10 protein-coding genes are annotated in these 14688 nt (G+C 44.5%); 3 read left to right on the forward strand and 7 right to left on the reverse strand.

Annotated features, from left to right (window positions below):
* Nucleotides 1-9: 9 nt before the first annotated feature.
* The 5 genes from GQF01_RS33025 to GQF01_RS33045 all read right to left on the reverse strand — a co-directional run bounded on the left by GQF01_RS33025 (nucleotide 10) and on the right by GQF01_RS33045 (nucleotide 5544).
* Entirely contained in the window at nucleotides 10-3192 is a 3183-nt protein-coding gene (locus GQF01_RS33025; RefSeq protein WP_161411418.1) for a hypothetical protein, read from the reverse strand.
* Nucleotides 3193-3410: 218 nt separating this feature from the next.
* Nucleotides 3411-4115 (reverse strand): metal-dependent hydrolase, encoded by a 705-nt coding sequence (locus tag GQF01_RS33030; RefSeq protein WP_161411420.1) that lies wholly within the window; start codon nucleotides 4113-4115, stop codon nucleotides 3411-3413.
* A gap of 172 nt (nucleotides 4116-4287) precedes the next feature.
* Nucleotides 4288-4602: a DMT family transporter gene (locus GQF01_RS33035; protein WP_161411424.1), complete on the reverse strand. Its 315-nt coding sequence runs from the start codon at nucleotides 4600-4602 to the stop codon at nucleotides 4288-4290.
* Entirely contained in the window at nucleotides 4602-4943 is a 342-nt protein-coding gene (locus GQF01_RS33040) for a DMT family transporter (RefSeq protein WP_161411426.1), read from the reverse strand. The genes GQF01_RS33035 and GQF01_RS33040 overlap by 1 nt, the downstream gene beginning before the upstream one ends.
* 22 nt (nucleotides 4944-4965) lie before the next feature.
* Nucleotides 4966-5544 carry a TetR/AcrR family transcriptional regulator gene (locus GQF01_RS33045; protein ID WP_161411428.1) on the reverse strand — a complete coding sequence of 193 codons (579 nt, stop codon included), beginning with the start codon at nucleotides 5542-5544 and terminating at the stop codon, nucleotides 4966-4968.
* 457 nt (nucleotides 5545-6001) lie between these two features.
* On the opposite strand from GQF01_RS33045, the gene GQF01_RS33050 reads away from it, so the two are divergent.
* The 3 genes from GQF01_RS33050 to GQF01_RS33060 all read left to right on the forward strand — a co-directional run bounded on the left by GQF01_RS33050 (nucleotide 6002) and on the right by GQF01_RS33060 (nucleotide 12166).
* Nucleotides 6002-6529, forward strand: coding sequence for a C40 family peptidase (locus GQF01_RS33050; protein WP_161411430.1), 528 nt, complete (start codon nucleotides 6002-6004; stop codon nucleotides 6527-6529).
* A 312-nt stretch (nucleotides 6530-6841) separates the two neighbouring features.
* Nucleotides 6842-11533, forward strand: coding sequence for a X2-like carbohydrate binding domain-containing protein (locus GQF01_RS33055; protein ID WP_161411431.1), 4692 nt, complete (start codon nucleotides 6842-6844; stop codon nucleotides 11531-11533).
* Nucleotides 11534-11794: 261 nt separating this feature from the next.
* Nucleotides 11795-12166 carry a DoxX family protein gene (locus GQF01_RS33060; protein WP_161411432.1) on the forward strand — a complete coding sequence of 124 codons (372 nt, stop codon included), beginning with the start codon at nucleotides 11795-11797 and terminating at the stop codon, nucleotides 12164-12166.
* Between the two features lie 76 nt (nucleotides 12167-12242).
* On the opposite strand, the gene GQF01_RS33065 is transcribed toward GQF01_RS33060, so the two are convergent.
* Both GQF01_RS33065 and GQF01_RS33070 read right to left on the reverse strand, forming a co-directional pair.
* Entirely contained in the window at nucleotides 12243-13010 is a 768-nt protein-coding gene (locus GQF01_RS33065; RefSeq protein ID WP_235960784.1) for a sugar phosphate isomerase/epimerase family protein, read from the reverse strand.
* A gap of 124 nt (nucleotides 13011-13134) precedes the next feature.
* Nucleotides 13135-14613, reverse strand: a complete 1479-nt coding sequence (locus GQF01_RS33070) for an Lsa family ABC-F type ribosomal protection protein (RefSeq protein ID WP_161411434.1) — start codon at nucleotides 14611-14613, stop codon at nucleotides 13135-13137.
* Between the last annotated feature and the right edge of the window lie 75 nt (nucleotides 14614-14688).

Consider the following 14688-nt stretch of genomic DNA (forward strand, 5'->3'; position numbering starts at 1 on the left):
GACATTCTATTATGGTGTGACCACTGGTATCGGACCAGGTGTAGACGCTGTACTCGATGTAGGAGTTGAAACTGGTGTTGTTTGATTACTTGCCGTACTTGCTGAACTAGTAGTACCCGTGGCTCCTGTCGTTCCTACTGATGCAGTACTTGCTGTTGGCGTACTTGCAACAGGCGTTGGCGTTGGACGGTCTTGGCCACCGCCCTCAAAACCGATAAACTCATACTTCATGGATTTATCATTACGGAATTCTAATTGCCCTAGTCGCTTGGACTTCTCTACAGCAACCTTAACAATTTCTGCATCAACTTCTAACGATTTTACCTGACTAGCTGAAATTGTGATTACCCAAGGTGATGTTGGTACGCTTCTTCCATCATATTCCCTCTGGAAACCAATTTCCAGTTTAAGCGCATTGGATAATCCAATTTTATCAACTGATTCAATATCTGATGCCTCTGAATCTTGGCCAGGCAGCCAGGATCGCATGGTATCGTTAACCGTTTCATCGCCTTTGATTTTACTTGCGAAACTTGCCCCGATATCATCGAAATAATTCCCCGTATATAACGCATCCGTTCCAGCATCTACTAGACTACTACTCACTTGCTTCACTTTTTCTGCTTTAGAAGAGATCCCCTTCCTGAATAGGGCGGTTAGATTTTTACCTCCGCCGATGGCAGCAGTGACAATTTTGGATGCATACTTGGTGAAATCTCCACCCTCTTCTCCGAATTGGGAAGGGATACTTGCCGATAGCTGCAAATTCAATTCCTTGAGTTTGGTTTCGTCTCCATTCAAGAAGGAGGCAGATCCTTCAAGACCAAATGCAACTTTATCTTTGCCAAATTCGATTTCTATTTCTGTTCCCGCTTCAACCGTTGTATTGACTTCGCCTTTGCCAATGCCATTACCACTCTTCTCAGCAGTTAACCGCTCTGCCGCAGACATTATTTTACCTGTTGCATCCTTGCCCTTCGTCTCAATAATCTCCTTGTTATATTTACTAAGGCGCTTGAAGGCAAGCTCAGCAGAGAATGAGGCTACTCCTACGTTAGCTTCCATTGCCAACTTCGTGAGGAAACCAACATTAACTTCAGCATTATCATCACCCATATGCATTTCTTCAATCATCATCGCCCACTTCTCAGCTTCAATCAGGCTGTTCTCGCCAGATTTACCGCCTTTGCCCCAGAAGTATGCCTGCGCGCTTTCCGGCATCTGTCTGTATAAGCCATAAGAAAGTAAATTCATGACAGTAGCTGTATCCTTAGCTTTTCCTTCAAGGAATAACCCAAACCGTGCATTCGCATCAAAACCAAAGGTCGTAAATCCAGCACCGAAAGTTAATTGCGTATTTACGCTTAATTCATCAGCTTCCCGCTCTGCCTCACCTGCGAAACCGAACAGGAAGTAGGCATTACCGCCACCTGCTGCGGAGGCAACTGGAATTTTCAACTCAAATTCCAATGAGCTTGAGTCTCCAGGATTAGGTGTTGAAATGTCGATTAGATGACCGAATATGGTTAAACCTGAAGATAAGTCGCTTGCTTCCACCGATTTGACTAGCTTTTGAGCCAGTTTCTTGGACTTATCCTCATTTTGTACTGCATCTTTAATTTGTGTGGTTTTAGCCGCATCTGGTAAGGTCGCAGCTACAGTCCCTTCTGCTTTTGTTCCCTTCGTCAGTTTTCTAGCTTCAAGTACAGCTTTATCTTTGTTTAATTTCAGTAATTTTGCTGCACTATCTTCTGCTGCCTTAACGCTTGCAGCTCGAATTTTTTCCGGCGTTGCAGAAGCGTTTCTAGCCACTTCATAGGCAGCAGATTTGGCTGTTCTTTTGAAATCATCAATAGTAGGATCTTTAGGAATTATTCTTTCTAGAATAATTTTAGCCTCATCCCTCATTACATCGTCTACAAGGACTTTGGCTTCCTTATGGGCTATGGCTTTCGTTGCCGTTTTCAGATATTCCTTTTGCATAGGGCCAGCCGTGCTTGTCGATGCCGGTGTTGCACTAGTTGGTGTCGCACTTGTCGGCGTACTTCCTGTAGGTCCAGCACTTGTTGGCGCTGAAGTACTTGATGGATTATTAATCGCGTCATTGATCTGATCATTAACTTTAGTTCGTGCTGCCTTTTTAAGATCCTCACGATACGCATTCAACTCTGCTGATCTTCTGAAAGCTCTTCGGCCCACGCCTAATTTCGATAATACCGCTGATTTCATAGGATCAAACAACACGGTTTGATAGACGTGCTCCATATCTTTGATATCTCTTGTTGTCCCATCGGTGGTTTCTTGCTTCACCACGTTCTTGTCGACCAGATTGTCTTCAAGGCGAATCCGTTTCGTTAACTCATCCGTTCCAGCATTGCCTACAGCAATGGAGTCAAAACCTGATACACCTCCAGCTGCAGTAGGAGGAGCGAACTTCACTGCGATAGCCGTTTTGGAAGCCGTAACGGCACTTGTAAATAATGTTTTAGCGTATGTATCTAGTTTTTTCTTAGCATCAGCAGCCGCTTTTGTTTTCTGCTTTTCGAAAGCAGCATTGTTTAAACTCGCAGTAATCGGATAGGCCTTATTCGCCTCTTCCTTCATAGCGGTTTTTTTAGTATCAGCAAACTCACTTGCAGCTACTTCAATGGCATATGCTTTTAACTTGGTAATCATGATGCCATCGGCTTTTTCTTGTGCAAACTTGTAAGCATCTTCTCTTTGTTCTGGTGTACCTGTTGTCCCCATGCTCGCTTTGATTTCTTCTTTTACTTTTTTTACGACATTTTTGCGAATAGGATCTGCTTGCGAATCTGAAGTCAAATATGTATCCATATTTTTCTTCAGTTTCTCACTTATGTCAGTATAAGAACTGTCAACGAGTGATGTCACTTTCGCGTCGCGCGCAGTTACAAGATCAGCATTTCGCTGTTGCTGCTCCGGCGATACGACAGGAACAGGCGGTGCACTGGCTCCTCCCGCTCTTTGTATAACTGGATGTGAATTCCCCATCCTTTGAACCATACCCTGAACCGCCCTATTGCCCAGGGTTCTCTGCATTTGCATAATACTTGCAGGTGTCATCTGACGAGCATCCAATGTGCTTGGAACCTCAGTCTCCGACCTTCCCAGTTGAGCTTGAACCGATGTTTGGCTGCTAGTTGTCCGATTTGCGGATGTATGTTCACTCACAACTAAGCCCCCCTTTAACTACAAATAAATCCACGCATTATCTATTTTTGTAAAATAAACGCTCATGTTGTCGAATTATAGTTAGATTATACCATGACAACTACTAGGAATAGTGAAATATTTTATCGATAAAAAAACAAAAAACCGCGGAGTATCATGCTCTCGCGGTTTTTTCCCTATGATTGTTGCGTCAACCTAATATCCTACCTGAGACCCACTTATCGGCTCGCAATCTCAATCTCATCGCCAGGCGCCATAACCTTCCCTTTTAAGCCTCGTGCTTCAAGCTGCTGCACGAAGTTCTCGGCGTCCTGCTTGATGCCTGGGAACGTGCTGTGGTGAATCGGCACTGTCAGTTTCGCGTTGTACCATTCCGCGGCTTGCAGGGCATCTTCCGGCCCCATTGTGTAGAAGTCACCAATCGGCAAGAAGACGACATCGATCGGATGGCGATCACCAATCATTTTCATATCGCTGAACAAAGAGGTATCCCCAGCGTGCAAGATCGTCAACCCTTCAGCGAACACTAGGAACCCGGCAGGCATGCCCGCATACAGAATTTGTTTCGTTTCCTCGATAACAATACCTGAACTATGGAAAGCTTGGACCATTTTCGCTTTAGCGAAGCCCAAATCGAACGTGCCTCCCATGTTCATGCCAACGCTATTTTTTACACCTTGCCAAGACATATAGGTCGCAAGCTCAACAATAGACACAACAGGTGCGTCATTATTTGCGCTCGCAATTGGCGCGGCATCCAGAATATGATCCATATGTGCATGCGTCAGCAGCACGGCATCCGTTTTAATGTCCTCAGGCTTAATTTTAGCTGTAGGGTTACCACTTAAGAAAGGATCGATAACAAGAGATTTTTCCCCTGTATGAATTTGAATGCACGCATGGCCATGATAATTAATTTTCATAGAATCGTACTCCTTTATCTCTATTATTTATGTCTATTATTACATAAGATCACCTTTTTAGGAAATGTTACATCTCGAACCGCACATACTATTCATGCGTTTTTTTTGTAAATCTAACTTCCAAAGAAGCAGTCAGAAGATATCTGACCGCTTCACCCCTACATCTATGTGGTTATGCAATTAATTTCAAACCAACGGCCGCGCTCAATACCATCGCAATGAACATCATACGTTTCCAATCCTTAGATTCACCATAAAAAAGCATTCCGACGATGGCTCCGCCTACCGTGCCAATCCCTGTCCAAACAGCGTAGGAAGTACCCATGGGCAAGCTTTTCATCGCCAGGCTCAGAAGCGTGAAACTCAAAATTATTCCAATGATGAATATGCTAAACGAGCGAATATTTTTTGCCTTATTAATTTGGTTCATGCCCACGACGCCTACAACTTCGAACACACCTGCAAACATCAGGAAAATCCAACCCATTAGATTGCAGCTCCTTTCGTATTATTCTCTTTCGTAACAAATTTCAGTCCGAAAACACCGGATAAAAGGAGAATAATTAGGAATACTTTCAGAAACCTGAACGGTTCTCCAAACAGCAGCATTTCTACTAATACTGTGCCTGCTGTACCCATCCCAGTAAAGACGGCATAGACGGTACCTACTGGCAATTTCGTAGACGCGCTAATGACTAGATGAAATGAGATGTACATCGCAATGATCGTGCCTATCCATGTCCATGTGGTATCCGCATGTTTTAACCCTGTGACCCATACAACTTCAAAGAAAGCACCTATAAAAATAAAAATCCAATTCCGATTCATGGTGTGTTGTCCTCCTGTTGGTTTACTTTTTGATGCCGCGCCAATAGACGAACCAAGAAGCTTCGATTCTCTTCATCGATCTTGCGATTCCACCGAATAGCAATTCTACGAACATGCCATCAAGTACAGCTAGAAAAGCAACGGTTGCCATTTCACTGCTGACTTCTTGACTAATGTTTCCTTCAGCAATTGCTTGCTGGAATAGCGGAATTAACATCGATTCTACGGTATCTAGATAGTGATAGCCCTTCTGGACAATATGATCATAGAGATGCGCTGGCGGGAAAAAGGCTACACGCAAGAAAAACTTCGTATTATCATCCTTTTCATAACGATCTTGATATTGAAGCAAGAAACCATATAACTGCTGGTCAACTGCAAGGTCTTTATGGCTTTCCAGATAATCAAGAACAAAATTCAATTCACGTGCTAGCACATCGTCAAGCAGCGCAAGGAAAAGTTCATCCTTCCCCTTGAAATGCGTATAAATCGACTGTTTTTTGATACCTACTTCCGTTGCAATATCCGCTAATGAAGCACCTTCATATCCGTTACTCGCGAAATGCTTGAGCGCAACCTCTTTAATACGAGTAGCTGTCATCCTTCATCACCCTTCCGAACGTTCGTCAGGATTATCATATCACTTGCTCATTCTTATGGCAACTAAAAGCGGCCAATCGCAATAAATAACGTCAAAGCTAACAGAATGAATGATTGGGGAATGTCTCACGGGGCATATGAACAAGTTATATGGCAAATAAAAAGCCTCTTTTTCTCGAATAACAAAAGATATTCAATCCTGCAATTTTATAGGTTTATTTAACGAAATTCGCTAATCTCACATAGCTCAAACCCTTGATTTATCAAGCTTTTTTAGTAGTTAAATCTCGTCAAGAATAATTTTTTTAGAAGATTCTCATGGTTTTCTAATAAAGCGGGCTTGACCCTTGCCAGATCAACGTTTGCTCTTCCTCTAGCAAATTATAGGAGACTCCCAGTCTGCTATACTAGGCTCAGCTAAGAAATTAGCGCACATAACATAGAGGAGGACAATAACTATGAAATTACATCATAAATGGAGCAAGCGATTGGCTATTATGACAATTGGTGCAACCGTTGCTATCTCAGGAGGGGTAATTAGTAGTCCACAGCCTACTCAAGCTGCTACTGATACTGATATTGCTACTATCGATGCTACAATAACTTCAACGTCGAGGGCAGATAGCATTATCTCTTTAGGTAAAAGATACTTAGGCACGCCTTACAAATTCGGTGCTAAAGTTGGACAAACGCGAAACTTTGACTGCTCGACTTTGACGAAATATATTTTCGGAAAATACGGCATTACCCTGCCGCGGACTGCTGCGCAGCAATCAAAAATGGGTAGTTTTGTATCAAAAAGCAATTGGAAGAAAGGCGATCTGCTGTTCTTCTCCGTTCCTGGTAGATCAGGAGTCGGTCATGTAGGCGTTTACGTTGGAAATAACAAAATGCTGAACACTTACGGTGCTGGCGGTGTGAAAATCACGACGATTAACTCCTATTGGAATTCCCATTACATGACAGCTCGTCGTGTAATTAAATAGTCATTTCCTTCCGATAGAACAATCTGGGCAAGAACGAAGCATGAAACAAAATACATCCAAGAAGCTGTCCTTGTAGTTAACACAACTACCGGGGATAGCTTCTTTTTAATTCCCATGTGGTATGGAACTGACCAACGGCCCGTAAAGCGCAAAATAGGATGGTGTGTTTCTTTTTAAAACAGGCCATTGGTACGGTCTAAGGCAGAACTGTACCTATCCACCTTCAGAAATGATCTTATATAATCGGACATGTGCAAGTGCGGTAGCGCTTACATAACGAAGTTATTTCAACAACAAAGGAGACAAGTGAAGATGAAAAGCAGATTGCAACGCCGAAGAAAGTTATGGCTGGGATTGCTTCTCGCGATCGTAGTCATTGCGCAGATCGGCTACATCCCTCCCGGCGAGGGCAAAGTCAAAGCAGCCGACAATGGCTTGGCTCAGAAGCCTTACATGGGCTGGAGTAGCTACAGTATGCAGGTCTACGATGGTCCATCCGGCAACTGGATTTCTGAAGCAAAGATCAAGAAAATGTCTGACGCCATGCATGAGAAATTGCAGGCTCACGGATACGAATATATCAATATTGATGCCGGCTGGAACGGCAGTATGGACGAATACGGCAGACCCGTGCCAAGTACGACGCTTTATCCAGGAGGTTTCCAGAACCTCGTCGATTATGTCCATGGAAACGGACAAAAAATCGGCTTGTATTTGATTCCTGGCGTCTCACCTGAAGCAGTAACTAAGAACTTGCCTATCTATGATGCACCTGGCTGTAACATCGGTGATATTGTGGTCAAGCCCTACAAGTTCGCGGATTACTGGAACATCGGTTACAAAATTGATTTCAGCAATCCGTGCGCCCAAAAGTATATCGATTCCGTCACGGATCTGATCGCTTCGTGGGGCGTAGATTTCGTCAAATTCGATAGTGTCACGCCGGGTTCTGGGCATAACGATGTCACCATCGATGCACGTGGCGATGTCAAAGCTTGGTCAACAGCGCTTAGCAGACACCATATTTGGTTTGAGCTTTCCTGGGCACTCGATCACAACTACGTGGATTATTGGAAAAAATACGCCAACGGCTGGCGTGTCGATTGGGATGTAGAATCCTATGACCGCGAGGTCGGTATGACGCAATGGGCTAATATTGCGCGTTTGTTCCCTGATGCAGCACTATGGTGGCGTGATGCCGGACCAGGCGGCTGGAATGATTTCGACTCCTTGAATGTCGGCAACGGAGCTACTTCCGGTTTGACCAAAGACGAAAGGCAAACCGCGGCTACACTCTGGGCAGCCTCAGCCGCGCAGTTCTATACAGGTGATGACCTCTCGAATCTCGACGCCTATGGTCTTGACTTGCTGACGAATGATGAAGTCATCGCTGTGAATCAGGCAGGACGCCCCGTACATCCGGTATCCACGTCGACCAACCAGCAAGTATGGTACGCAAATAATGGGGATGGTACATACACGGTAGCCCTTTTCAATTTGGGTAACAAGGCAGCTCCTCTTACAGTGAACTGGAGCGACATCGGTCTCAGCGGACCGGCTTCCGTTCGCGATCTATGGAGCCATACTGAGCTTGGCACTTACCCTGCAAGTTATGGTCCAGTTTCGCTTGAGCCGCACGCTTCTCGCTTGTTTAAAGTAACGGCACAAAGTGGCACTTCCTTGGTCAATGACGACGACACTGGCGTAAGATACACAGGCGACTGGACAAGAAACGGTGGCAAAGAGCTTGCTCGCGACGCTCAGGATTTGAGCATTGCCGTTACAGACTCCTCTCCTGCTCTTGTTTATCAGACTGGAACTAATGCTTCTCCGCAAGCAAATACATTTGAAGCTACAGTCTCACATTCTGTCTATATTAACGATACAGATCCATGGATCCAATATATGAACAAGTGGGGTCACAGCGGCGGAAGGCCTTATGGGGACTACATGGGTGACGTTCATTACGGCGAGGCCGATAACGGATCACAACCAGAGTTCAGCTATTCCTTCACGGGTACTGGCATTGAACTATTCTCTGAGCAAGGCTCATCCAATGGACGAATGGACGTTTACATCGATGGGCAGCTGAAAGGCACTGTGGACACGGAAGGACCGCAGCAATCCGGACTCTATTCAGTCTACCGCATTGCCGATCTTCCGCAAGGCACGCATACGCTAAGAGTGGCAAGAAACGCCACCGGCCAATACTATTTCATCCTGGATGCACTAAAAGTGACGACCGAAACGCTGCTCGGCCAACCTTCTGCGAACAGTTTTGACAAAGATCAGCCTATGGACATATCGACGAGCCTAGTGCTTGGCGCAAGCTCACTAACAAGCATTCATAACGGCTCAGCATCGTTGCAGCCAAATACCGACTACACGATAAGCGGCGATAATCTGGTAACAATTCGAAAAGAATACCTGCTTCAGCAGCCATCTGGGCAACCTGTCCAACTGGCGTTCAATTTTGCCGGTGGAGATTCACAATCCCTATCCATCGCCATCACTGGAACGTCACTCAATCCTTCAACTGCTGCTTTTGACAAAAAAACATCCGCACAAGCGGACGTCTCTACTACGCTTACACTCGGAAGCAGCAATAGTCTGACAGGCATTATGAACGGAACAGAAAGCTTAACGCCTGAACAAGACTACACAGTTGTGAACGGTAGCGTGAAAATTTTCAAATCCTATTTGAACCAACAGCCTATCGGACTAACGAATTTGACCTTCACTTTCAGTTCGGGAAGCCCGAGAACCTTAGCTATCACAATCAGCAACTCTTCATCCCCTGGAAGATACACATACATCAACGACGACAACGCGGAAATCCACTATACCGGGGCTTGGAACCGCAGTACGAACCGCCCTTTTAACGATTACGGCAAAGATGTTCATTATGTTGAGCAAAATAACGATTTTTTCACTTATACCTTTAATGGCACTGGCATTACTTATATAACTGAAGTTGATCAAGGCCAAGGCGATGTAGACATCTTTATAGACGGTCAATTGCATGGCACTGCACATACGTACGGAGCGAATTCGCATAACGTCGCCCAGCAAGAAGTCTTTACGGTAATGAACTTAACACCTGGTATTCATACGTTGAAAGCGGTCAAAAAGTCAGGCCAGTTCATGCTGCTTGATGCGCTTAAAGTGCAGCAAGTCGACCTTATTGATATCTCTGCTGCTGATTTCAACAAAACGGCTGCGGCGGATGTAAGCGTTAATATCCTAGGTAATCCTGATAGTTTGCGTAGTATTTCCAACGGCACCAAAACGCTAGTCAGTCCGACTGATTATGAAGTAAGCGGCAAACAAGTGACGATTAAAAAAGACTATCTCGCTGCTCAACCTATCGGCAACTTGAAGCTTACTTTCTCTTTCACAGGCGATTATGCGGACGATGTCCATGCAACTGCCATGAACGGAGACTCCTACATCTATACCTTTACTGGTAGCGGTATCGAACTTCTCGCTCCGGCTGGGCCGGAGCTCGGTGACATCGACATCTATATCGATGGCCAGTTGAAGGAAACAATCAATGCCTTTTCCGCCATCCGGAGTGCTGGACAAAGTCTATACAAGATCTCTTCACTCACGAAAGGCGCTCATACTTTGAAAGCAGTCAAAAAATCAGGCAGCTTCCTGCTTGTAGATGCCTTTAAATTTGATATTGCCGCGAATAGCGGTACACCTTCCGTACCTCAATCTGGCGGCTCCTATGGCGGTGGCAGCATAAACACTAGCGCATATCATGTCATCCGTACGGCACAAGGAGATGGAACGAGCAAAGAAGAAGTGAAGATTTCGGCTGACAATGCCAAAATGTTGATTCAGAAGTCTCAGACTTCTGGTGCCAAATCAGCTGTCATCTCTCTTCCCGATACCAAAGATGATGTGTCCGTGACAACTGTTCAGATGAGCAAAGAGTCGCTGAGCTTGCTTGGTGACAGCGGCTTGGACATCGTCCTCGATACGGACAATGTTATCGTCCAGATATCGAACAGCTCGCTGAAAAGTTTGAAAGACGACATTTATTTCAACCTTGTTCCAGTCAAAACTTCAAATAGCGTCCAGGAATTGGAACGGCGCGCGAACGCGGCGACAGTTGTACTGAGCGTTGCTGATGGCGGGAAAGCCTCTCTAGTTGGCCGTGCGGTAGACATTGTGACTAATCTCCACAATCAAGAAGTCACTCTCTTCCTTCCGCTTCCAGAAGGTTTAACCGATGCTGAAATTCAGCAAATCGGCGTTTACGTTGAACACAGTGACGGGACTAAGGAGTTTAAAAAAGGAACTGTCACAACGATTGATGGCGCCCGCGGCGTACAATTTACGACTAGCAAATTCAGTACCTATGCATTGTTGAAAATCGATGGCGGAACATTATCCTTCTCGCATGACCCTTACATCCAAGGTTATGACAACAACTTGTTTCAGCCGGACAACCGCATTACCCGCGCAGAAATGGCCATGATTCTCTCACGCATTGCGAGTAAACCGGCAACAGGAAGCAGCAGCGAGTATGCTGACGTGAAGCAAGATCATTGGGCCTATAATGCTATTACCCAAGTGTCACGCATGGGTCTGATGCAAGGTTACGCAGACGGCAACTTCCAGCCAGATCAACCGATTACCAGGGCGGAAATGGCAGCTCTTGCAGCCCGGTTCGCGGTGAGTACTTCTGGAACTGGCGCTGGCTTTACAGATACGTCCGGCCTTTGGGCCGAAGATGCGATCAAATCTGCCCAAGGTGCTGGCTACTTGAACGGGTATGCAGATGGTACTTTTGGCCCTGCCAACCCACTCACGCGCGCAGAGGCCGTTACCGTGATCAATCGTGTACTCGGTCGAGGACCCCTTCACGGCATTATGCATTCGCCATGGACAGATGTCCCAGACGATCATTGGGCTGTGAATGACATTGAGGAAGCTTCGGTCCTCCATTCGTTTGAACCGCTGGCATCCGGTGGAGAAAAGATTGTAAAGTAATCTCGGCATCCGAGATTATGGATAAAAGGCTGTCCCGAAGTCATTTGATGACCAAGGGGCAGCCTTTTTTGATTGTTTTTTGAGCAACCAAAAGGTCCCCCTCTGTTTATGCTCAAGAATGAAATAACAGCAATTTCTATAGTTAATTATGTCGCTGTGTGAGAATAAGTTTGTTGCCTTATAAATATTCCTTGACAGGAATATTCCTAAGAAGGTATATTCAATATAGAAATTCACGATAAACAAGGAGGCTAAACAGCAATGAAAAAAATTACGATTCCTTACTGGATTTTTACCGTTTTAGTGGTGTTATTTATGGGTGTTGGTGCAATTGCTGATACTGTCAAAGCAACCGCTGCGGTTGATCTCTTCAAGCATCTCGGTTATCCCGAATATCTTCTCCCCTTCCTCGGAATTGCCAAGATAATAGGAGTTATAGTCATTCTTATCCCCGGTTTTCCACGAATCAAGGAATGGGCGTATGCCGGTTTGATCTTCGATTTAACTGGTGCTGTCTTTTCAACCATCGTTGTGGATGGCTTTTTGCCCGGGCTGGGTTTTCTTCCAGGCTACATCATTATTGCAGGTTCTTATATTTACTATCATAAAAGACTGAAATCTCGCTTGGTTTAAAATGAAAAAAGAGCGGCTGGAAGTACAGCCGTTCTTTTGATAATTGAAGCCGTCATTATCCTTCATTTATAAGTTCTTAAGCTTTTGCTCCTAATTTTGCAAGGTTGGCAAAACTAATCTCCAAGCTTTCAAATGGATTCCGGTCATAACAATCGTCCTGCTCGACCGCTGCCCACTCCACACCAATGTCTTCACAGGCTTGAAGAATTCTTCTGAAATTCATGTTGCCTTCTCCAACCTCGGCGAAACGCTGTTTCCGATCCGGAGTCACAATCATATCTTTGAAATGCACAACTTTCATTCGTCCATCCATTTTACGTATCCACTGTACGGGATCTGCTCCGCCTGCTTGTACCCAATATACATCCAGCTCAAAATCAACACTATCAGGGTCCGACATTTCAAATAAAATGTCCATGCCTGACTTCCCATCATACTTGGCGAACTCAAAGTCATGATTATGATAGATAAACTGTAGCCCGGCATCCTTCAGCTGTTTTCCGAATTCCGAAGCTTGTTTGGCAAATGTCGCATAGCCTCGGCTATTCTCCCGGAACTCTGACGGGAGACCGCCTAAACCGACATATTTGCAATCCCATGCTTGATGCTTCTTAATGACACCATCCATATCGGTCAACAAGTCGTTATATCCGATATGAGTGGCACAGATCGTCAATCCTTCTTGGTCTGCAAGCGCTTTAAATTCTTGAATGTCGATGGGTCCTACACCGGATGCTTGTACAGCCTGATACCCTATTTGCTTTACTTTTTTCAAGCTTTCGCTAATCTCAGCGGGTGTTTTCAGAAAGTTGCGAAGCGTATACAGTTGCGCGGCGATTCTCATTCCTATCACTCCATTCATCAAATTTGGGTCATTTCATATATAACATAGATAGTGGTGTCTGAGCCACAAATTTCTTCCATAAATAAAAGCTGCCGTTCCTAAACACGGCAGCTTCGTTGGTAAATTAGAGTTCAATGGTTTTAGTTGCAACGTTCTGACAAAATTCCCGGTCATGCTCCACAAACAGAATGGTCGGTGCATACTCGAGCAGCAACTCTTCAATCTGCATGCGAGAAATCACATCGATGAAGTTGAGCGGTTCATCCCAAATATGCAAATGTACCTGCTCGCTAAGGCTTTTGGCAATTAACACTTTTTTCTTCTGTCCGCCGCTAAACGATGCAATGTCTTTTTCAAATTGAATTCTGGAAAAATCCAGCTTTCTTAATATCGATTTAAAGAGACTTTCATCGATCCCACAGTCGGCAGCATAGTCAGATAAATTGCCATGAAGATGCGAGGTGTCCTGGGACACGTAAGATATTTTCAACTGGCTGTCCTTCCGGATACTGCCTGTATATGTCAGATCTTCGCCGCAAATCAGCTTGATAATGCTTGATTTTCCTGAGCCATTTGGACCCGAAAGCGCAATACGCTCACCTTGCTCAATAGCAAAGCTTATCTCTGAGCATACGGTCTTTTCGCCATAATAAATGGAAACATGATCAAGTTCAACAAGCTGGTTTTTGTGATAGGCAAGCTGTGTTATCTCTAAACTTTCTGAGCTCTCGATATTTTTGAGCAGTTTCGACTTTTCATTGATAGCCGTATGCTGCCTTTGCTCAATAGCTTTAGACCGTTTCATCATTTTGGCGGCTTTGTGGCCAATATAACCTTTATCTACCTTGGACCCGGAATTTCTTGTACCGTTTTTTGTCTTTTCCACTTCGTGCGACCAGTTGCCTGTTCGTTTAGCAGAATCTGATAACCGTTTGATGTCTTTTCTAAGTTTTTCGTTCTCAGCCAGCTCAAAGTGATCTTGCCGCGATTTATTTTCCCACCAACTTGAGAAATTGCCTTTTTGAATCTCTATGTTGGTCTTATTGATAGAAAGAATATGGTCTACACAGTTATCCAGAAATGATCGGTCATGGGATACCAAGATAAATCCACTTTTGGACTTGAGATAGTCACTGACCAGTTTTCTTGCTTTCATATCAAGGTGGTTGGTCGGTTCATCAATTAACAGGAAACTATTCTCTTTGATGAACAAGGTAGCCAGCAGCACTTTCGTTTGTTCTCCGTTTGACAAAGAGTCAAATGGCCGGTATAAGACATCTTCTGAAACTTTTAAGAGGGAAAGCTCGCGCATCAGCTGCCAGTGAAGATAATCTGGATAAATATCGCTGATTACATCGATGGTATCATTACTTTTGTTCGCAACAGGAAACGGGAAATATTCAAAGCTGACATTAGCCGAAATATGTCCACTGTATTCAAATTTACCAAGCAATAGATTGAGAAATGTCGTCTTCCCTCTGCCGTTTCTTCCTGTAAAGCCTAATTTCCAATCGGTATCAACTTGAAAGTTGACATTTTCAAATATGTTATCGTAACTTCCTTCATAGGCAAACGTCAGGTTTGTAACATTGATTAATGACATCGTAAAAAAATCCTCCTGTATGAAAAAATAAAAAGCTACAAGAAAGTTACATTCTTGTAGCTCAAATAAATACAG

Source organism: Paenibacillus silvestris, assembly GCF_009882985.1.
Classification (GTDB): domain Bacteria; phylum Bacillota; class Bacilli; order Paenibacillales; family NBRC-103111; genus Paenibacillus_E; species Paenibacillus_E silvestris.

What these genes read in the sequence shown, in the direction of transcription:
- GQF01_RS33040 (WP_161411426.1), bottom strand. Translation starts at nt 4,943, where the DNA reads ATGAATCGGAATTGGATTTTTATTTTTATAGGTGCTTTCTTTGAAGTT.
- GQF01_RS33070 (WP_161411434.1), bottom strand. Translation starts at nt 14,613, where the DNA reads ATGTCATTAATCAATGTTACAAACCTGACGTTTGCCTATGAAGGAAGT.
- GQF01_RS33035 (WP_161411424.1), bottom strand. Translation starts at nt 4,602, where the DNA reads ATGGGTTGGATTTTCCTGATGTTTGCAGGTGTGTTCGAAGTTGTAGGC.
- GQF01_RS33030 (WP_161411420.1), bottom strand. Translation starts at nt 4,115, where the DNA reads ATGAAAATTAATTATCATGGCCATGCGTGCATTCAAATTCATACAGGG.
- GQF01_RS33045 (WP_161411428.1), bottom strand. Translation starts at nt 5,544, where the DNA reads ATGACAGCTACTCGTATTAAAGAGGTTGCGCTCAAGCATTTCGCGAGT.
- GQF01_RS33050 (WP_161411430.1), top strand. Translation starts at nt 6,002, where the DNA reads ATGAAATTACATCATAAATGGAGCAAGCGATTGGCTATTATGACAATT.
- GQF01_RS33060 (WP_161411432.1), top strand. Translation starts at nt 11,795, where the DNA reads ATGAAAAAAATTACGATTCCTTACTGGATTTTTACCGTTTTAGTGGTG.
- GQF01_RS33065 (WP_235960784.1), bottom strand. Translation starts at nt 13,010, where the DNA reads ATGAGAATCGCCGCGCAACTGTATACGCTTCGCAACTTTCTGAAAACA.
- GQF01_RS33055 (WP_161411431.1), top strand. Translation starts at nt 6,842, where the DNA reads ATGAAAAGCAGATTGCAACGCCGAAGAAAGTTATGGCTGGGATTGCTT.